Below are 21,515 nucleotides of genomic sequence, written 5' to 3' on the forward strand. Positions count from 1 at the left end.
TGAGTCAGGAAATCAGCGACAGGGTTAACAGTCTTACAAAGACTTGATAACTGGTCAAACCTGAGCAAGCAGGAGTCTCCCGTTAAACCATATGGTTAACGGCGAGGGTGTCAAGATTATCTTTAAGGCGTTTGTCAGTAAGGATAGTGGCCATGGCAGTTTGTCCGATTAGAGAATTTTTAAGCCATAATTAAAGTGGGAATTAATCTCTAAAACTAGAAACTGTACATTAAGCAGGAGGCACTAGCACCTATTGGAGATCAGATATAGGAAAACAAAGGTACATGGTAACTCAGAAAACAACAGCAACTAAAAACATTGGCTTTACTCACGAGGATTTTGCCGCACTTCTCGATAAATACGACTATCATTTTAGTCCTGGGGATGTAGTTCCTGGGACTGTTTTTAGTATGGAACCGAGAGGCGCGCTGATTGACATTGGGGCAAAAACTGCCGCCTATATTCCTATTCAGGAGATGTCAATCAATCGGGTTGATGACCCTAAAGATGTTCTCCAGTCTAATGAGACGAGAGAATTTTTCATTCTAACGGATGAAAATGAAGACGGACAACTGACTCTCTCCATTCGTCGCATTGAGTATATGCGAGCTTGGGAACGGGTTCGTCAACTCCAAGCAGAAGATGCGACCGTGCGATCTAATGTTTTTGCTACTAACCGAGGTGGGGCCTTAGTTCGTATTGAAGGGTTGAGGGGATTTATTCCTGGTTCACATATTAGTACCCGTGAAGCGAAGGAAGATTTAGTCGGGGAAGAACTACCCTTAAAATTTCTCGAAGTTGATGAAGAACGGAACCGTCTGGTGTTAAGTCACCGTCGCGCGTTGGTTGAACGTAAGATGAATGGCTTAGAAGTGGGTCAAGTGGTCATCGGTTCAGTGCGCGGTATCAAACCTTATGGTGCGTTTATCGACATTGGGGGAGTTAGTGGACTGCTACATATTTCTGAAATTTCCCATGACCATATTGATACTCCTCATAGTGTCTTTGGGGTTAATGATGAATTAAAGGTCATGATTATTGACCTAGATGCAGAAAGAGGCCGTATTTCTCTGTCTACGAAACAATTAGAACCCGAAGCAGGAGATATGCTGAAAAATCGGGATTTAGTCTTCGAGAAAGCGGAAGAAATGGCGGTTAAATATCGTCTGAAACTTTTAGCAGAAGCAGAAGGAAAAGTCGCTGTACCTGAAGAAGAACTTCTTGAGATTCCTTCAGCTTTGGAAATAGATGATGAAGAACTCGCGGTTGCTGCGACTGAGGAATAAGCTAATCGGAGTTAATCTTTAATATTTTGAGTAAAAGAGGGCAAGTACCTCTTTTTTTGTTTATTTGACCTAAAATTATGTTTAGTTTCCTTCAACCTCAAGGTTGAGGCTATATAAACGAAGCCTGCCTACGCAGGCTTTTTATATAATTATGAATTTAGAGTATATCGATTAAAATACAATATTAAATTAGAACTACTTAATAGAATAACCAAACTTTAAAGAGTAACTGTAATCCAACTCCCACTAATAAAACTAAAACAATTTTGCGAAATAACCAAACATTAATAAATTTAGATACAGAAAATCCCACGATTAATCCTAATAATAAAATCGGAACATTGATTTCAAAAAGGCGCAAAACTTCAGGAGTATAATTTTTTTTGATAAGATGACTAACAGAAAGCATTATAACATTACATAAAAAGAAAACATTGAGATTACTTTTAAATTGTTCAGGAGTCCATTGACAACAAGTCCCATAAATAACGATAGGAGGCCCCCCTGTATTATAGGCCCCTGATAAAAGTCCTGATAAGAAAGCAAAGACATAACCCCATTTGGGTGACTTAATGACAGGATAAGAAAATTCAAGTAAAGAATATAAAGCATAACCAAGCACAATTATTCCTAATAGGGTTAATGTGATTTTTTGCTCAACTTTTGTTAAAAACTCTATGCCTAAAGGAATGGCTAAACTTGAACTAATAATTAAGCCGAATATAGATTTGAATTGAAAACTTTTGCGATATAAAATAGATATAGAAACTAGGGTAGTTAAGGCAATTAAAGTCATGAAAGGTGAAGCCAGACGAATGTCAATTACTTGGGTTAATAAGGGCATAACCACTAACCCTAAACCAAAGCCGGAAATACTTTGGGTAAAGACTCCAATAAAAATAATTATACAGACAAGAATATCAATCATTAGAGTCTATTTATAACGCAAATGTTAGTTTATTTTACTCTGTTTGATCCCCCCTAACCCCCCTTCAAAAAGAGTGGAAATTGATAAAGTCTCCCTTCTTAATGGGGATTTAAGGGGATCATGATTACTTAATAAAAGCCGTTTTACCAATAGCTTCTGAAATATGAGATAATCCTTCTTTTTCTAATTTACTAACTAATCCTTGTAAAATTTGAGGAATTAGCCAAGGCCCTTGATAAATCCATCCAGTATATAATTGTAATAAACTAGCTCCTGCTGTTATTTTTTCCCAAGCGTCTCCAGTTGAAAAAATTCCTCCTACTCCAATAATTGGTAATTTACCTTGAGTTTCTTGATAAATAAAACGAATAATATCTGTGGATCTTTTCTGAATAGGTATTCCACTAATTCCTCCGGCTTCTTCTTCAATTTTATTACCAGTTTTATCTAATATTTTTGTATTTAATTTTTCCCGTTTAATTGTAGTATTCGTAGCAATAATTCCAGTTAAATTATGAGTTTGTGATAAGTTAATAATTGTAGCGATCGCGTCCCATTCTAAATCAGGAGAAATCTTGACAAATAGGGGTTTTTGTTGTTTATTTGCTGCTTGTAAAGTTTGTAAAATAGTATTTAATTGTTCTCCTTCTTGTAGCGATCGCAAACCAGGAGTATTCGGAGAACTAACATTAACTACAAAATAATCTGCCCAATTTTCAAGATAACAAAAACTGCCTAAATAATCTTCGGCTGCCCCTTCTAATGGAGTTATTTTAGACTTACATAAATTAATGCCAATGGGAATATTACGAGGATGACGTTGCCAAGTATTTTGTAAAGTTTTAGCGATAATTTCTGCCCCTTGATTATTAGCCCCTAAACGGTTTAAAGCCGCTTTATCGAGGGGTAAACGAAACAAACGAGGTGGCGGGTTTCCAGATTGAGAATGGAGGGTAACAGCCCCAATTTCAGCAAAGCCAAAGCCTAAATGAGACCATATTCCTGCGGCTATTCCATCTTTATCACAGCCAGCAGCCAACCCTATAGGATTAGAAAAATTTAATCCCCATAATGTTTGTTGAAGACGAGGATCATTGACACAGAAAGTATCACTCATCTGAGAAAATATCCATTGTCCCCAAGGCGTTTTACGAGTATAATCAAGACGGTTGAAAGTATTTAAAAGTTGTTTATGTGCGCTTTCTGGGTTATTTTTAGTCGTAGCAAGTAACAGAGGATAGAAAAGTTGGGAGAAATTAAACATAAGCTCTTAATCATTTAATTAGATAATTATATTACATAAGTAACATTTTAAATATGTCAATCTACTACGCAATGATTTAATGCTTTGTTTATCCATAGACTCTAAATTTCAGGGAAACCCAACAATAAAAAGTAGGGTAAACCGTCTTATCTAAGAAATTAGGGGGCATTATAATAGCAATATAACGAGGTATAAGTAATTTTTACAATGCAACCAACTAATCCGAATCAATTTACTGAAAAAGCTTGGGAAGCCATCGTCAGAACTCCCGATATTGCTAAACAAAATACTCACCAACAAATTGAAACCGAACACTTAATGAAATCTCTCTTAGAACAAGAGGGACTTGCTATTAGTATTTTTAATAAAGCTAATATTAGTGTGCAACGGTTACGAGATAGAACCGAAGACTTTATTAGTCGTCAACCCAAAATATCTAATCCGGGTGAGTCTGTTTATCTTGGCCGTAGTTTAGATAGTCTTCTGGACAGGGCTGAACAGTTTCGGAAAGAATTTGAAGATGAATATATTTCTATCGAACATTTACTGTTAGCTTATACGAAGGATGACCGCTTTGGTAAAATTTTATTGAATGAATTTGGTTTGACGGAAAGTAAGTTAAAAGAAATCATTAAACAAGTGAGAGGAACTCAAAAAGTGACGGATCAAAATCCAGAAGGGAAATATGAATCTTTGGAAAAATATGGGCGTGATTTAACTCAATTAGCCAGAGAAGGTAAACTAGACCCAGTAATTGGGAGAGATGATGAAATTCGCCGGACTATTCAAATTCTTTCCCGTAGGACTAAAAATAATCCGGTTTTAATTGGAGAACCTGGAGTGGGTAAAACTGCTATTGTAGAGGGATTAGCACAACGAATTATTAATAGAGACGTTCCTGAATCTTTACGGGATAGAAAGTTAATTGCTTTGGATATGGGGGCATTAATTGCTGGAGCAAAATATCGAGGAGAATTTGAAGAAAGACTTAAAGCAGTGTTAAAAGAAGTGACAGATTCTCAAGGGAATATTGTCATGTTTATTGATGAAATTCATACGGTTGTGGGTGCAGGGGCAACTCAAGGGGCGATGGATGCAGGAAACCTTTTAAAACCTATGTTAGCGCGGGGAGAATTGCATTGTATTGGGGCGACAACTTTAGATGAATATCGTAAGTATATTGAGAAAGATGCAGCCTTAGAACGACGTTTTCAATCAGTGTTAGTTGATGAACCTAATGTAGTTGATACAATCTCAATTTTACGAGGATTAAAAGAACGTTATGAAGTCCATCATGGGGTCAAAATTGCTGATACGGCTTTAGTGGCTGCGGCTATGTTATCTAATCGTTATATTAGTGATCGTTTTTTACCGGATAAAGCGATTGATTTAGTTGATGAAGCTGCTGCTAAATTAAAGATGGAAATTACGTCTAAACCTGAAGAATTAGATGAAATAGATCGCAAGGTTCTTCAGTTAGAAATGGAACGACTTTCTTTACAAAAAGAAGAGGCTCAAGCTTCTCGTGAACGGTTAGCAAAACTAGAAAAAGAGTTAGCTGATCTCAAGGAACAACAATCTCAACTTAATGCTCAATGGCAATCAGAAAAAGAAGTGATTGATCAGATTCAAACAGTTAAAGAAACTATCAATCAAATTAATCTAGAAATTCAGGAAGCTGAGCGAAATTATGATTTGAATAAAGCGGCTGAATTGCGTTATGGTAAATTAACTAATTTACAACGAAAAGTAAAAGAATTTGAAACTAAAATTGAGGAACGTCAGACAACCGGTAAAACACTATTACGTGAAGAAGTTGTAGAAACTGATATTGCTGAAATTATTGCTAAATGGACAGGAATTCCCATTATTAAGTTAGTCGAATCTGAGAAGGAAAAACTATTACATTTAGAAGACGAACTTCATGAAAGAGTCGTTGGTCAAGAAGAAGCTGTTACATTTGTAGCAGAAGCAATTCAGCGTTCTCGTGCTGGACTTTCTGATCCTAATCGTCCTACTGCTAGTTTTATCTTTTTGGGGCCAACAGGGGTAGGTAAAACTGAATTAGCTAAAGCCTTATCTCAAAATATTTTTGATACGGAAGATGCGTTAGTTCGGATTGATATGTCTGAATATATGGAGAAGCATAGTGTATCTCGTTTAATTGGTGCGCCTCCAGGATATGTAGGCTATGATGAAGGGGGACAATTAACAGAAGCAATTCGTCGTCGTCCTTATTCTGTTATCTTGTTTGATGAGATAGAAAAAGCTCATGCTGATGTCTTCAATATGATGTTACAAATTCTTGATGATGGACGTTTAACGGACTCTCAAGGTCGTACAGTAGACTTTAAGAATACTATTATCATCATGACCAGTAATATCGGTTCTCAATACATTTTAGATGTGGTGGGTGATGATTCTCGTTATGATGAAATGCGTTCCCGTGTGATGGAAGCAATGGGTAATAGTTTCCGTCCTGAATTTCTTAATCGTATTGATGAAATTATTATTTTTCACGGGTTACAAAAGTCTCAGTTACGGGAAATTGTTAAGTTACAAGTTCAACTACTGAAAACACGATTAGAAGAACAAAAAATGTCTCTTAAATTAGCTGACTCTGCTTTAGATTTTGTGGCGGATATCGGTTATAATCCTATTTATGGTGCCAGACCTTTAAAACGGGCGGTTCAAAGGTACTTAGAAACGTCTATTGCTAAGTCAATTCTTAAGGGAGAATTTAAAGCAGGAGATACTATTTTTGTCGATGTAGAAGATGAAAGATTGAGCTTTAAACGGTTGCCTTCTGAGATGTTAATGGTTTAATTAAATAGGGGCATAATATGAGAGTAATACTATTATGCCCTGACCAAGTTTTAATCTAAGTTGGGCATGGCAGAGCATGAATATTTAGGATAAGATTAGATGATTCTCTGATGCCATGCCCCTACAAATATTATACTTAAATATTATTAATGTCATTACGAGTGGACAATAATGGTAAAATAGTGACTTGTTGTTAATCAGGTTGAATTTAATTAATATGTGGCGAGTCAATATTTATTGTAGTGGAGATGATTGGAAACGCTATGGTGCTGACTTTAAAGAAATGACGAAAAAATATCAATCTGAATTGATAGTTTCCCAAAAAATGCCCGATGAAACGCGTATTATGGCTTACAAAATTGAGGGTATTAACGAAGCAGAAAGCTTTCAGGAAGATTGTATTAAGTTTTCTGGATTTACTTCTGATTATGAATCTTTTTAAAAATGATTTACTTTAGCGATTGGTATTATTGAACGGTTCAGCTTTTGATTATAGTGTTCCGTGTCAAACCCCAAGTGTTCACGAACTAGATATAAAGGACGACGTTTATCTTCTCTGTAAATGCGACCAACATATTCCCCAATTACCCCTAAAAAGACCAATTGAATGCCTCCAATAAATAGAGTAGCCATGAATAATAATGTCCAACCAGGAACCCAAATTGAGGTAAATAATCGCAATATTAAAGCATAAATAATACCCGCTAAAGATAAGCCAAAAGTCAATAATCCAGCCCAAATTGCCATTCTTAAAGGAACCAAAGAAAAAGATAAAATCCCATCCATAGCAAAGCGGAACATTTTCCATAAGGGATATTTACTCACTCCCGCAAATCTTTGGGCCCGTTGATAGGGAACTGGAATCTGACGAAACCCGACCCAACTGACCATCCCTCGGAGGAAGCGATCACGTTCTGGCATATGTTTTAACGCTTCTACCACACGACGATCCATCAGACGAAAATCCCCCGTATCTAGGGGAATAGCTACGTCTGACAGATGGTTGATTAAACGATAGAAAGCCTTAGCAGTCCACAGTTTAAATGCGGTTTCTCCCGGTCTATCTGTCCGAACCCCATAGGCCACATCGTAACCTTTGCGCCATTGTTCTATCATGTCTGGAATGACTTCAGGAGGATCTTGTAAATCCGCATCAATGAGAACAACTGCATCTCCTGAAATGTAGTCTAAACCTGCGGTGACAGCCATTTGATGGCCAAAGTTTCGAGAGAGTAACACCACTTTGACTCTTTTATCGTCCCGTTGCAAGTGACGCAACAGTTCAGATGTTTGATCTTGACTGCCATCATCAACATAAATGACTTCAAAGGAGGGGGTTATTTGTTCTAAAACCCTGACTAAACGATGGTGAGTCTGGTTGATGACTTCTTCTTCGTTGTAACAGGGGACAATGACTGAGATCAACAAGGTGATTTTCTCCTCACAACAGACTTTCGACACTTGCCACTGATGCTAACTTAAGAGAGGGAGTCTTAAGACATTATTGATGAGTTTTGGCCGGTATACAGAGTAAAGTATGTCCTTCAAGGCGAGTTTCGTAGCCTAGATGACTCAAGAAGGGTTCAACCCCTAATAAGGCTGATTCTCCGGTTTGAACATCTTTATGTATATCAATACAAAGGTATGGTAGATAGGTAGTCAGGGTAGTTTTAGCCCCATGTAAAGCATATAGTTCAAAACCTTCAATATCAATTTTTAATGCTTTGGGTTGTAAATTATGGGCCGCTACATAATCATCAATTGTTGTTACTTCGACTTTGTAAGTTTCATGTTTAAGACTATGACTAACCGTTGGCGCATTGAGGGTCGAAACATCTGAAGCCCAAGTTAATTCATTATCGGGAGTATATTCTATAAATTCCGCTTCTCCTGGTTTATCTGCGATCGCGGCTTTGACAACTGTTACATTATCAAGATGATTTAAGTCAACAATTTGTTGTAAAAAATGTTGTGTTCTTTTAGCAGGTTCAAAGGCATAAACATGACCCTGAGAACCAACAGCACGAGATAAAGGAAGGGCAATTACACCAAAAGCAGAACCAATATCTAAGACGGTATCTCCTTCTTTAATCTGGGAACAAAGCCAATTAGAACAGTGAGTTTCTACATAATAAGTCAATTTCTTATCATTTTTAGGATGTAGACAGTGAGGATAAATTCTTAACATCTCTACTGGTGCGAGAACTTCCATATCGTTCATCTGACAAGTTAGAATAGAACCTGATTTATTTTCAGTTACTAATTCCTGACAGGTTTCTCTAAGAAGTTGTTGATTGAGTTTTTCTAATAATTCGATAGTTTGGCTCTGTTGTTGTTGTAAACTAATAACTTGGTTTTCAAGGTGGGTCAGTCCCAAAGCCTTACGGATAAAGAGTTTTATTGAATTTATTATTGCCATGTTTTTAAGATATTAATCAGTTTCAATTTTTAATTTATGCAGATCCAAAGTTCATTGGACTGAGTATAGCATGAGAAAGTTCCCGAAATTGTCCTTGACACTTAGCCATCTTTCGATTAATGTGACACAATATGTTAAATAGTACATTTATGTGATTAAATAGGTCAAAAATATTCATTTTAAGTTTGTTCTAACCTATTGAGGGCTTAACAATTAAACAGAGTATCGATAAATTTTGTCTAGGTTCTTATTATGTTTTTAGTTGTCCATCAAAAAAAAGTTGGTTTTATTATACTTAGTTGTATTTATTTTTTAATAGGAATTTTTTTGATTTTTCAAACCTCAATTACGGGGGATGAACCGGCTTATCTTGGGGCAGCTTATGCTTATAGTCAAGGGTTAGGATTAAATGTAGAACATCCTTTATTATTAAAATTGATAAATGGGGCTTCTTTAAAACTTTTTTTTCAAAATTTACAGGTGTCAGTTCCTCTTATTGATCAAATTCAAAATTATGACAGTGCTGAGGGACGTTTAGCCTCTTTCCAAGTTGGTTATCATCTTTTAATGGGTTATCCTGAACACTTTTTTAATATTATTTATGTTTCTCGTTTTGGTTATTTATTATTTAATAGTATATTTTTAATTTGGTTATATTTTTATACATTTGTTTTTAAATTTATTAATTCTAATGTATCTTTAATTTTCTTAACTCTTTATATTTTTTCTCCGAGTTTTTATTCTCATAGTTTTTTAGCCACTTTTGATGTACCTGCTTCTCTCTATGGTTTAGGAAGTATTTTATCAGCCATTCTTCTTAGCTTTAATTTAGAGAAGCTATTCCAAAAAGAAATTTTACTTCATTTTATAATTAACACAATCTTAATATTTTTAGCGATCAATATAAAATTTAGTAACTTAATTATTATACCAATCATCATAGGAGTTTATGGAATTACTATATTTTACCTAATTTGTGATAAACAAAAAAAATTAGCTATCTGTTACAGTATTTTAGCAATCATTAGTTTGTTGGCGCAAATCGGTTTAATTAATATCATGTATAACCTAGCATTTGGTAATTTATCACAGCCTGAAGTTCAGAGCAATTTTGAATACTATTGGCAAGGGATAAAAATGAATCTTAATACATCAAATGGAGTTCGTGAACCATTTTTTAAAGATCGTTTTTTGCCGATTAATTACTTAGAATATTTGTTGAGAATTTTTTGGTTTAAGGAAAATCCAGGATTTTTGATCATGATTGTGCTTATCTTAGTTAGTTTAATTACTTCAATTCAGCACAATAGAAACTTATTTACGAAAATTAATTTTTTCCAGAAAATCAAAATAAACTTCAACTCACTATTAATATTAGCTTTTACTTTATATCCTATAATTTATCTAGGTTTATTGAGTAAAAGTAGATTAATTATTGGTTATCGATATTTTTATCCAATTCTCATTTTTTTGTATTTATTCACTGCCATCTTTTTATTAATTGTTACCAAAAAATTAAAAAAACAACGAGAAATAATAGGAGTGTGTTTAGGTATTTATATAGTTTTTGGTATTGTAGGAATTCCTCAATCTCTAAGTTATGTTAATCCTTTATGGTTTAATGAGAAATGGCAACTAACCGATGATTCTACTGTCAACTGGGGACAAGAAAACTATCAGGCTGTACAATACCTAGTTAATAATAAACTACTACCTCCTAAAAATGTAAATATAATAGCGCAACAAACATTTGGAGTTATAATTAATATTAATCAATATTTAGAGATTATTGCTAAACAAAAAAATTATCCCATTGATATTCAATCTTATTATGCTCATCCCCCATTTAATCCTCTAGAAGATGAAATTACTAAACTACCCGATAAATATTTATTAATTGATAGTAGTATCAAACAGAAAATAGTAGCAAACACCTCTCAAAATTTTGTAGCCGCTAAAAACTGGGACTATTTACAAAGCCATCAACCGATTTATTCTTATAACAAAATAATGTTTATTTATCAACTCAGATAAAAAAATGTCATCAATAAAATTCTGGTTAATTAGTCATCGTCGTCACTTATTAGTTTTGCTACTTTATGGAATAATTGCCATAGCTTTAATGGGCCCAATGGCTTCATCTTCAGTAATTTTTTCAACAGGAGAAACTGGGCCACATTTAGGTTATTTAATTCAAGCAAAAATGGCTTTAGAAGAAGGACAATTTCCCCTACGAATTGCTCCCATTGAAAATAATGGTTGGCGTTATGCTGCCTTTCAATTTTACAGTCAAATTCCCTATACTTTAGGAGCATTAATTTACAAATTTATTACTCCTGAAAATCCTTATACTGCATATAAAATAATGCTCTGGTGTTCTTTAACTATCGGAGGCTTCTTTATTTATAATCTCAGTTTATGGCTAACGCGCCGTCAAATTCCAGGGATTTTAGCCGGGGTATCTTATATGTCAGCCCCCTATTTTCTGAATACAATTCATGCTCGCGGTGCTTTTCCTGAATCTATTGCTCAAGGCATTTTACCTATTGTTATTTATTATGTAATTCGTTGTTATAATAGTTCTAAACCTCGTTATATTTTACTCAGTAGTCTTGCTTGGTTTGCCCTAGCAACAACCCATATTATTACCTTTGTTTATGGGTCATTATTTATTGGTCTATGGGGATTTTTATTAATCATAAAAACAAGTTTTTTAGGTCAAATAGATAGGCAATCATATAAATTATCTCTAGTAATTAAAACTCTTCATTTTCCAGTATTAAGAAGTAAATTAATACGAATTAGTTGCTCCTATATTTTAAGTTGGTTATTAGGCCTATATTTTCTAATCCCAGTAGTATTTGAATCGACTACCTTGAGTATGCGGGTTCAACTTAATACCATCAATCCTTATGTGACTAATTGGATGTCTCCCTTAGCTAATTTACTATCTCCTACTGCGCTTTCACCCCTTCCCACTCCAACTGGAGATTCTCCAACTTATGGCTTAAATCCGGCAGTTGGTTGGATTTTTTTAGCTGCTTGGGGTGTAGTTTTTTATTATTATTATTTTAGACAAAAATTACCTCCTCGTCTTCAAGTAACAAGACCTTATATTTTGGGGTTATTATGGATTTTTATTCTTGTTTTATTCATTACTTGGAGTCCTATAGACTTCTGGAGTTTCTTACCTAAAACATTTTGGGTAACTCAATTTACTTTTCGTTTTTTAACTCATATTATGTGGACTGGAGCATTATTAACAGGTTATGCAGTAGTTATTTTATTTCGACAAAAGTTAGAATCTAAACATCTAATTATTGGCATTTTAATTATTATATTAGCCAGTAGTCCTTGGCTTCCTAATCCTCGTGGTACTTTGACAGTGGATGAAGTTCTAAAAAGTCCCTTATTTCGCTATTCAGGTGCTTTAGATTATCTCAACCGTAGTCCTCTAAAAGCATTATACGGCAATGCTCAAATGCCTTTACTACCTAATTCTTGGATTCCCGGAGGTGATGCTTGGGATGCCTTTAATACTCGTCCTTTATTAATAATTCCTGAAAATGACAATAATTGGCAAACTTGGCCTCTTTGGCAACCTGGAGAAAATCCTATATTAGTATTAGAAGGTAGGGTGTTTCAAGATAGATTAGCTGGACCAACTATCTTATCAGTTTTATCTAATGGGAAACTAATAGCAGAAATATCTTTAAATCAACCTCAAATCAGTTGGAGTATTCCTTTTAAAGATGCAAAAACTGACGAAAAGAGTTTTAATATACAATTTATTTATAAAGGAATTACTCAGAATGGACAACGACCTAGAGTAGAAGTAGATAACTTATATTTTCAAGGTATTTCACCTACAAATACTGTTATTCCTCTTAAGTTTACAAAAGATAAATGTGACCTATACGGGATGGAAACTTTATGTAAAATATCCGTCAATGAAACTGCTCAAGTTGTTCAACTTCCTGTGCTTTATTATCCCAATATGCAACGAGTTGAAGTAAATGGGAAAAAAGTTCCATATTTTGCGACTAATTATCATGATTATAATGTAGTTGGTATTCGCTTAAAACCCGATACCTATGAGATTAAAGTTATCTTTATTGGGTTAGCTTGGGCTAACTGGATTAGTTTTGTGGCTTGGATTACTCTAATTACCATAAGTGCTTTTAGACTTTATCAGTCGAAACTAAAACTAAAACAAATATTATGAAGTTAATTAATTTGTTAAAACAAAGCAATAGATTATTATATATCCATCAAACTAATCTGCTAATTCTGATTCTTTATGGCGTAATAGCTATTGGTTTAATGGCACCCATGGCTTCAGATAATATTCTCAGCACTACCGGAGATAATCCCTCTCATTTAGGGTATATGATTCAAGCTAAAATGGGTTTAGATGAAGGACAATTTCCATTAAGAATTGCTCCTGTTGAAAATAATAGCTGGCGTTATCCCAGCTTTCAATTTTATAGTCAAATTCCCTATACTTTAGGTGGATTATTTTATAAATTTTTTACTCCTAATAATCCCTATGAAGCTTATAGATTAGTTATTTGGCTATCATTATTAATGGGAAGTTTTTATATTTATCGTCTTAGTTATTGGTTAATAAACTCTCAAATAGCTTCTATATTATCCGGAATTTCTTATTTATCATCTCCCTATTTTCTCAATAATATTCATGCAAGAGGGGCTTTCACTGAGGCTGTTGCTCAAGGAATTTTACCTATTATTATTTATTACGTTATTCAGAGCTATAATTATCCTAAAATAAAGTATATTTTTCTATGTAGTATTGCTTGGTTTGCTCTGGCAACAACTCATATTATTACTTTTGTTTATTCAACCTTATTTATTGGGTTATTTGGATTAATTTTAATTATAAAAACAGGAAAAATAAATTTTAAACTATTATCATTATGTCGTGTAATCATTGGATATGGGGTCAGTTGGTTACTGTCTTTATACTTTTTAGTTCCTGTTATTTTTGAGTCTTCATCTCTATCTATTCGGCAACAAGTTCAAGTTATTAGCCCCTTTGAAAATAGGTGGTATAGTCCCTTAGCTAACCTTCTTTCTCCCACTTCTTTACCTCCTTTTCCCTCAGAAATGGGAGTCGCACCTACTTATGGTTTACATCCCTCTATTGGTTGGATTTTTCTCTCAGCAGTTGGGGTCATTATTTATTATAATTACTTTGCTCGTTCCCTATCCTTAAAATCACAATCTACCTATCCTTATCTTATTACTTTACTCTGGATATTTTTGATTGCTTTTTTAGCAATTTGGAGTCCTATTGATTTCTGGAAATTTCTACCACGTCAATTATGGGTGACACAATTTAGCTTTCGGATATTAACCCATATTATGTGGACAGGTGCATTATTAACTGGTTATGGAATTATCTTGATTTTTAGAAAAAAATTAGATCGTCGTCATCTTATTCTTGGTTTATTAATTATTATTATAGCCAGTCGTTCTTGGTTGCCCTCACCTCGTGGAAACATCAGTGTTGATGATATTGTAAAAGACCCCCGGTTTAAGTATACTGGTGCTTTAGATTATCTAAATCGTAACCCCATTGAAGCATTATATGGAAATGCAGAACTGCCCTTACTTCCCCCTAAATGGATTCCTGATTATAGCACTTGGGATATCTTTGTTAATCAATGGTTAGTATTACCAATAAAGCAAAATTATCCTGTCTGGAAAGCTGAAGAAAAGCCTGTTTTATCTTTAGAAGGAGAGGTCTTAGATAATCTTCCAGAAAATGCTTCATTAGTTGTTCAACTTAACGGAAAAATCATAGATTCTATTTCCTTATCTTCGTCTCAATTTACTTGGAATATTTCTTTTTATAATATTAATATACCGGATAAATATTTTAGATTAAAATTTTTAGTAAATGGTACAAATAACAATGAACAAACCATTAAAATTAAAATCAATAAATTTGTCTTTCAATCTCTTTCTCCTCAAAAGACTATAATACCTGTCTCGGAGACGGAAAAAAACTGCTCTCAAGAAGGGGTTAATAAGGTTTGTCAAATTACAATAACTCCAGAAGCGCAAATTATTCAACTTCCTGTTTTATACTATCCCAAGATGTTAAAAATATGGGTAAATAACCAGAGAGTTAATTACTTTCCTGTGTATTATCGAGATTATAATTTAGTGGGTTTACAGCTTGAACCAGGCACTTATAAAATTAAAGTAGCTTTTCATGGTTTATCATGGGCTAATTGGATTAGTGGTTTAGCTTGGTTAGGTTTAATTAGCGGAATTATTGTATCAATAACACAAGATAAGAAAACAATTAAATCAACCTCTAGAGAGAGACTAAAGTTTGATACTATAGGAACAAAGCCTCCGAAGGGAGGCTAAATTAAACCCACGTAGGTGGGTTTTGTCTTTATAGCTTAACCTTTCAAGGTTTAAGCCTAATTTGTTCTGTTAAATCAATCTCTACAGACAGACCTTATGTCTGATACTATAGGAACGAAGCCTCCCTTTGAAGGCGAAATAAAACCCACGTAGGTGGGTTTTGTATTTATAGTTTAACCTTTCAAGGTTTAAGCTGATAATTTCTAATAGTTTTACATACTAGGTTCGGTAGAAGCAATTTTTTTTACCTTAACTAGCTGATAAAGTTCTTCACCATTAATATCTTTAAAATGATGCACAGATTTAGCATGATAACCTCTATCTCTTAACCTGGAAAATTCTTGAGTAGAAACGATATAAAGACAGGTTTCATTTAAACTAGCATCTTTACTTAAATCAATTACTTTCCATCGTCCCATATCTAACTTATTAATAGCAACATCTACATTTAATTTCTGATAATCAGAGGGGTCTAACTTAGTATAAAAAGGAACCAGGATATAAATATGTTTTCCGTAAACATTACTATCGATAATTATGCACTCGGCAGAAGTATTATTAGCATAAGTAATAACTTCTCCCATAGTAGATAACCAAGCATCAGTACGCCATCGAGGATAATCTATAAAATAGCGATGACAAAAGAAAACAAGAGAAATAGAAATCACAAATAAAATAATACCGTTAATAATTTTTTGTTTTTGAGGAAATAAATCTATTAATTTAGTAATACCATAACCTGAAATAATTGCCATTAGAGGTGCGCCAATCATTGCTCTAAGTGAGTGAATTTCTGAGGTTAAAGCGGCGGGTATAGGATATAATAATAACCAGAGCATAAAAATTGCACTTTCTTTTCGTTTTTCTTTGATTAAATAAATTAACCCAATGGTTAAAGTTACCATATCAAAATAATAAATTTCCCCTCTATTTTGGGGAAGATGTCGCGGATTAGGATCACCTTTAAAAAACATAAAATCAGGGCTAAAATGAGCAAAATAATAATTACTAAATGTGAGAAAATCAGGAGCAATCATAACATCATTTGCTCTTGTCATTCCTTCAGGAGATAAATAATATATTAATTGTGGAACAAAAAAACACAAGAAAACAATAATAGAAATTAATGTATAACGTTTATTTTGCCACAAGTGTTGATAAAAAATAATCACTAGACCAATTAAAAAAAGCGGAACAAATACTCTAGCTGATTGATATGTAAAAATACTTATAGCAAATAAAAAACTAGATAAAGGTAAATATTTAAGTTGTTTTATACTCTTGACAAATACGAGTAAACTTAAGCAAAATAAACAAGGAAATAAAATAGCTCTAAACCCAATACGGCTAAATTGAATATGCCAAGGTGAAATGGCTAATAATAAAGCCGAAAATAAGCCAACACGCTTATTAAAACACTCTTTAGATAAATGATATACAATTAAAACAGTTAAAGTTCCAATAAAAGCTGAAGCTACTCTAATTCCAAAAACATTAAGCCCCAAAATTTTAATAAAAGGAATCAACAAATAAATATATAATCCCTCCCGATAATCATTAGCTGATTTAAACATGAAGGGTAAAAATTTGCCATATTGATCTCGCAATGTATGAAGAATAGAATAAGCATCATAAGCATAAGAAGCTTCATCAGGGAAAAAACCATTAGGAACTTTATCAAGAAAAATTAAACGTAGTAAAGCAGCAATTATTAAAATAATTATTAGTAATTTTAAATGACCATTTTCTGCTTGATCTTGTCCCATAGTAAAAAAAGTTTCTAAAAGTGTTTAATTTAATTGTTTTTGGAAATTCTAACTAATTCATAATTCAGATCATTATTAATATCTCTAGGGGCATAAATAACTTCTTGTTTATATCCTTTTGATTGTAATATTTTCTCATCTGTATTTTTAGAAATAACGTATAGACAGTTAGAATCTAATGTTTTATAATTATTTAGAGTTAAAACCTTCCATCTTCCCATATCTAATTTATCAGTAACAACATCAACCCCAAGTTTTTGATATTCTGCTGGAGGAAATTGGGTATAAAATGGAATCATTATATAAATATATTTTCCATGAATATTATCACTCATCACCAAACATTCAGACTGACTTTTATCTGCATAATTAATCACATTTCCTAATTTAGCAAACCAAACATCTGTATGATACTTTGGATATTCTACAAAATATCGTTGACAAAATACTGTTAAACCAGCAACTAATATTAAAGAGATTGTAAACTTAACAGCTAATTTTAAATTACCTTGAAAAATATCAATAATAGTAATTAAACCATAGGCTGATATGAGAGCAAATATAGGAGGGCCTACACAAGTTCTCACTGCACTACTAGGCGAAATAAGAGCGGCTGGTATTGGATATAGTAGTAACCACAAAAATATAATACCTCTTCCTTGAACTTTATTTTTGATTAATGTAATTAGGCCAATAATGATGGTAAAAAATTCAAATGAATACAATTCTCCCATCTTATTAACCGTATGACGAGGAATAGGATCTCCTTGAAAAAAGAGAAATTTAGAGCTAAAATAAGAGAAGTAACTATTAATAATATCAGACAAAGTAGGAAGAATACCTACTGCACTAGCCCTGGCCCCACCTTCATCAGAAAAATGATAAATAAGTTGGGGAATAAAAATTAGTAAAAATAAAATTAATCCCCAAAGTGTTTGTTTTTTATGTTTCCATAAGTGATCTTTATAAATAATAATTAAGCCTAGCAAAAAGAGAGGAACAAAAACCCTGGCAGAGTTATAAGTATAAATACTAATGCCAAATAATAAACCAGCTAAGGGAATAAAATTAGGTTTCTTAAGACTTTTGAGAAAAATAAACAAACTTAAGCAGAATAATAGAGGAACGGAAATAGTTCTAAAAGCGATACGGCTAAAGTGAATATGCCAAGGAGAAATAGCAAGAAATAAGGCAGCAAATAAAGCTACTCGTTGATTAAAAAGCTCTTGAGCGAGATAATATAAAATTAAAACTGTTAACGTTCCAATGACGGCTGATGTCAATCTTGCGCTAAAGACACTAAGTCCAAATAATTTTAGGAAAGGAACCATTAAATAAATGTATAATCCTTCCCGATAATCATTGGCTGACTTAAAAAAGAAGGGCAAAAATTTACCATACTGATCTCTTAAAGTATGAAGAATAGAATAAGAATCATAACTATAAGACGCTTCATCAGTAAAAAATCCATTAGGAATAGTTCCTAAAAAACTGACTCTTAAAGTAAAAGCCAGTAATATAATTCCTAATAAATAAATTTCTTGAGGTGGTTTAATTTTGAAAAATTTTAACATTCTTTAGAACATTTTTATCGAATTAGGGTTCTACCTTTACATTTTTGTGTACTATATTTTGGACTAATTTCAAATTCCGATTTAAGTGAATAATTTCTAGAAGGATGAAAATAAGAACTATAAAAGAAGCTATGGGGAGTCTTACCGACTAAACAAACTTTTTCTCCATCCTTAATTTTATCTAAGATTTCCGTTTGAACGTTCCCTTGAATATATCTAGATAAAGGCTCAAATTTTGGTATAGTGAAAAATTTATCAGTTTGCAGAATAAATACTAACATGAAGCCAGTCGCTACCAAAGCAAAATTTTGTGAATTAATCAGCTTATTTTCAGAGAAATAATTAAGATGCTGAGAGATAAGATAGGCATTTAAAGAAACAAACACAATCATCCAATACATATAATATCTGAGTTCATAAGATTGGGGCATAATAGAGGTTAAACCTGTCATTATAACCATCAAAAATATAGCTATTTTAGATTCGTGATTATGAATTTTCCAACAGAGATAAATAAAGAGCAATAAATTAAATATGACATAGCCACCGAAATAACCACCTATGCCAAATGCTTCTTCATCCCAGGAAATAAAATCCATAGCCAAAGTCCATGGCCAAGGTCTTCTCTTATCAAAAGCATTAATTTCTAGCACAGATTTTGCCCATCTTAATGTTGGAGGAAGCTTTCTGAGATTTGCGTGCATAAAATCAGGAGGTGCTTCATTATGGTTAAAAATATGTCCAGCTATTTCAATTTTAACTGGATAAAAAGGATTGTGATATACAAGAATATTTCTTATTGGTGTAACAAAAATAACAAGAGTTGCTAAAAAAGATATTGATAGAACTTTAATTAAACGAATCAATCCTGTTTTTGCATTACCATCAGGTTTCCAATATTTAGAAATTATTTGAGGAAAGATAAAGCATAATATAATAAAGACAACAGGAATTAACTGAAACTTAATATTGGCAGCACTAGCAGCCGATAAAAATATTATTAATAAGGTTTTGTTGTTAAATGAAATTTTGTTAATGTATAGAAGATAAGTTGTCAAAATTAGAATAGATACGCACACATTTCCTGGTAAGTCAATATAACTTCTAGCTGCGTGCATATGAACCATAGGAATAGCTAGTAAAGAAATTGTAGCTAAATAGAAAGGTATTTTGAGAGAATTTGTTAAATAAGTGATTAAGATAATTAGACTTGAAAAGCAAACTAGATTAGTAGCTTCAGGTCGTTGAAAAATTTTCCAGAAAAAGCCTTGAAGCGCGTTGGCTAAAAGTGGAAATCCTAAAAATCTATGTTCTGTATAATCTTCAAATGTGTATTGTTCAGGGGAAATAATTCCCCAAATTCTGGCAGCAAAAGGAAGATGATACATATAGCCATCACCTCCATAATTACCGTCAAAGAAACTAATCAAAAAAATTGAAAATAAAGTAATTATGGAAATAAAAGTTAAACCTGTTTTTATATTAAGATAAGGAGCAATATATTTACCGAATTTCTCTGAATATTTAAGTCTTTCTGCAACAGGAAACGTCATTAATATTATTCCGCCTCCTCCCATAACAAATCTTAAAGTTCTCAGCATCTGGCCATCAATATAGCCAAAATAACCGATAATCCCTAACATCAATGTTAAGGAAATTAAACTACTTCCTAATCCAAAATAAGGTTGACTCTTTAATTTAAAAAGTACAGGAATATTTTTGAGGAGAGGTAAACCTATATAAGTTAAAAGTGTTAAACTTAATATAAAACAACCTATGGCTAAACTAGCTAGTGGAATTAACATAATTGTAAACGGCTAATTAGGATTTTAAACATTGGGGGTGATTAATAAGTTATCATGACTTTAAATAATTCCCCCCAGATTTAGATATAAAGATTAGTAGACAAATCTTTAAAATCATTGATTCTCGTGATTTTAGCTCCTTTTACTAATAATGTATCATCAGAACTTTCATTAAGGAAATCAAAATAAAGATTAACTTTTGATGTTTCCGAAATATGAATTACCCAATCTCGATAAGTAGAGGCAAGCAAGTTACTATAGGCATGATAACGGAAAATAATTTTATCATCTATTTTCACACCACAAGTCAGATCATTGTCCCTTCCTTGAGCAGTAAAATCCATATCAATTAGATATCGACCTTTATCAAGAATTAAGGGATTTTTGAGAGAGATTGAACCTTTATTTTTAGTTTCAAAATCTTCTACTATCAGAGTATATATTTCCTGAAATTCAAAGGGAGGTTGATAAGCCACTTCAGCTAACCTATCTTGATGAATATAAAGATTATTCCGAATTCCTGTACCTGGAGGATAATCATTTGAACTCTTAACTTCTTGATAAGTATTCAAATCAATCGAAATATATCCATTTTCTCTTAATAAATCTAAGCAGCGAGTATCATCAGGTTGAGTTTCTAGAATTAAGTGAGGTTTAGCGGTGGTGATGGTATTAATCATCCCTTTTAAAGCATCTAATTCAGCCCCCTCAATATCCATTTTAACAACAGTAGGAACCAGTCCCGTATGATTAACAAAATCATCTAAGGCAATGGTTGAAACTTGATAAGCAGCTGGTGCATTTTGAGGATTACTATAAATACTGTCATTGAGATGACTTCCCAAATAAATAGGAACCTTCCCATAAGATTTGTGATAAACGGCTGTATGAAAAAGCTGCACATTACTACAACCACTTAAGACGATATTTTGCTGACATTTATCCACAATTCGAGGACTAGCTTCAAAGGCACAAACTACCCCTTTTGGCCCTACCATTCGAGACATTAATGTAGTTAATCCGCCAAAATTTGCCCCGACATCAAAAACTACATCACCAGGACGACAGAGATCTCGTAACGCGAGTTGAACAGGAGGTTCCCAAAGGTTTTCTTGATACCATGGGGCAATACCATAGAGTCGAACTTCTTCTAACTTTTGATTGATTTGGAGTTGTTGATCAATTTCTCCTAATAGAAAGCGAGTTAAACGAACTTTTAACCAATTTTTGAGTTTATTCATGATT

Annotated in this window: 14 protein-coding genes; 6 read left to right on the forward strand and 8 right to left on the reverse strand. The window is 33.1% G+C overall.

Going from position 1 to position 21,515, the window contains the following annotated elements; translation table 11 throughout:
• Positions 1–284: 284 nt before the first annotated feature.
• Positions 285–1,286 carry a 30S ribosomal protein S1 gene (locus AsFPU1_RS18790; protein ID WP_124978555.1) on the forward strand — a complete coding sequence of 334 codons (1,002 nt, stop codon included), beginning with the start codon at positions 285–287 and terminating at the stop codon, positions 1,284–1,286.
• A gap of 199 nt (positions 1,287–1,485) precedes the next feature.
• Here AsFPU1_RS18790 and AsFPU1_RS18795 read toward each other — a convergent pair whose 3' ends face one another.
• Entirely contained in the window at positions 1,486–2,214 is a 729-nt protein-coding gene (locus tag AsFPU1_RS18795) for a sulfite exporter TauE/SafE family protein (protein ID WP_124978552.1), read from the reverse strand.
• A gap of 124 nt (positions 2,215–2,338) precedes the next feature.
• Complete coding sequence (locus AsFPU1_RS18800; RefSeq protein WP_124978550.1) at positions 2,339–3,478, reverse strand: quinone-dependent dihydroorotate dehydrogenase; 1,140 nt, start codon at positions 3,476–3,478, stop codon at positions 2,339–2,341.
• Between the two features lie 207 nt (positions 3,479–3,685).
• Here AsFPU1_RS18800 and clpB point away from each other — a divergent pair, with 207 nt between their 5' ends.
• Both clpB and AsFPU1_RS18810 read left to right on the forward strand, forming a co-directional pair.
• Positions 3,686–6,304 carry an ATP-dependent chaperone ClpB gene (clpB, locus tag AsFPU1_RS18805; protein ID WP_125061168.1) on the forward strand — a complete coding sequence of 873 codons (2,619 nt, stop codon included), beginning with the start codon at positions 3,686–3,688 and terminating at the stop codon, positions 6,302–6,304.
• Between the two features lie 217 nt (positions 6,305–6,521).
• Entirely contained in the window at positions 6,522–6,746 is a 225-nt protein-coding gene (locus AsFPU1_RS18810; RefSeq protein WP_124977239.1) for a hypothetical protein, read from the forward strand.
• Here the strand turns inward: AsFPU1_RS18810 and AsFPU1_RS18815 are convergent.
• Together AsFPU1_RS18815 and AsFPU1_RS18820 are read right to left on the reverse strand one after the other, a co-directional pair.
• Entirely contained in the window at positions 6,743–7,732 is a 990-nt protein-coding gene (locus AsFPU1_RS18815; protein ID WP_124977237.1) for a glycosyltransferase family 2 protein, read from the reverse strand. The two genes, AsFPU1_RS18810 and AsFPU1_RS18815, sit on opposite strands and share 4 nt — an antisense overlap.
• A gap of 73 nt (positions 7,733–7,805) precedes the next feature.
• Positions 7,806–8,723, reverse strand: coding sequence for an FkbM family methyltransferase (locus AsFPU1_RS18820; protein ID WP_124977235.1), 918 nt, complete (start codon positions 8,721–8,723; stop codon positions 7,806–7,808).
• A gap of 252 nt (positions 8,724–8,975) precedes the next feature.
• Here AsFPU1_RS18820 and AsFPU1_RS18825 point away from each other — a divergent pair, with 252 nt between their 5' ends.
• From AsFPU1_RS18825 to AsFPU1_RS18835, 3 genes are read left to right on the forward strand one after another with little or no spacing between them, the layout of a single operon-like run.
• Positions 8,976–10,757 (forward strand): hypothetical protein, encoded by a 1,782-nt coding sequence (locus AsFPU1_RS18825; protein WP_125061169.1) that lies wholly within the window; start codon positions 8,976–8,978, stop codon positions 10,755–10,757.
• A gap of 4 nt (positions 10,758–10,761) precedes the next feature.
• Positions 10,762–12,948: a putative glycosyltransferase family protein gene (locus tag AsFPU1_RS18830; protein WP_124972695.1), complete on the forward strand. Its 2,187-nt coding sequence runs from the start codon at positions 10,762–10,764 to the stop codon at positions 12,946–12,948.
• The gene (locus AsFPU1_RS18835) at positions 12,945–15,125 is read left to right on the forward strand and encodes a putative glycosyltransferase family protein (RefSeq protein ID WP_227873417.1); all 2,181 of its coding nucleotides are present in this window, start codon (positions 12,945–12,947) and stop codon (positions 15,123–15,125) included. The genes AsFPU1_RS18830 and AsFPU1_RS18835 overlap by 4 nt, the downstream gene beginning before the upstream one ends.
• A 212-nt stretch (positions 15,126–15,337) precedes the next feature.
• Here the strand turns inward: AsFPU1_RS18835 and AsFPU1_RS18840 are convergent, their stop codons facing one another.
• The 4 genes from AsFPU1_RS18840 to AsFPU1_RS18855 all read right to left on the reverse strand — a co-directional run bounded on the left by AsFPU1_RS18840 (position 15,338) and on the right by AsFPU1_RS18855 (position 21,511).
• Positions 15,338–16,891: a glycosyltransferase family 39 protein gene (locus tag AsFPU1_RS18840; protein ID WP_124972697.1), complete on the reverse strand. Its 1,554-nt coding sequence runs from the start codon at positions 16,889–16,891 to the stop codon at positions 15,338–15,340.
• 29 nt (positions 16,892–16,920) lie between these two features.
• Positions 16,921–18,465, reverse strand: a complete 1,545-nt coding sequence (locus AsFPU1_RS18845; protein WP_124972699.1) for an ArnT family glycosyltransferase — start codon at positions 18,463–18,465, stop codon at positions 16,921–16,923.
• A 14-nt stretch (positions 18,466–18,479) separates the two neighbouring features.
• Positions 18,480–20,270, reverse strand: a complete 1,791-nt coding sequence (locus AsFPU1_RS18850) for a hypothetical protein (RefSeq protein ID WP_124972701.1) — start codon at positions 20,268–20,270, stop codon at positions 18,480–18,482.
• Between the two features lie 80 nt (positions 20,271–20,350).
• Entirely contained in the window at positions 20,351–21,511 is a 1,161-nt protein-coding gene (locus AsFPU1_RS18855) for an FkbM family methyltransferase (protein ID WP_124972703.1), read from the reverse strand.
• Positions 21,512–21,515: the final 4 nt, after the last annotated feature.

Source organism: Aphanothece sacrum FPU1, from assembly GCF_003864295.1.
Taxonomy (GTDB): Bacteria; Cyanobacteriota; Cyanobacteriia; order Cyanobacteriales; family Microcystaceae; genus Aphanothece_B; species Aphanothece_B sacrum.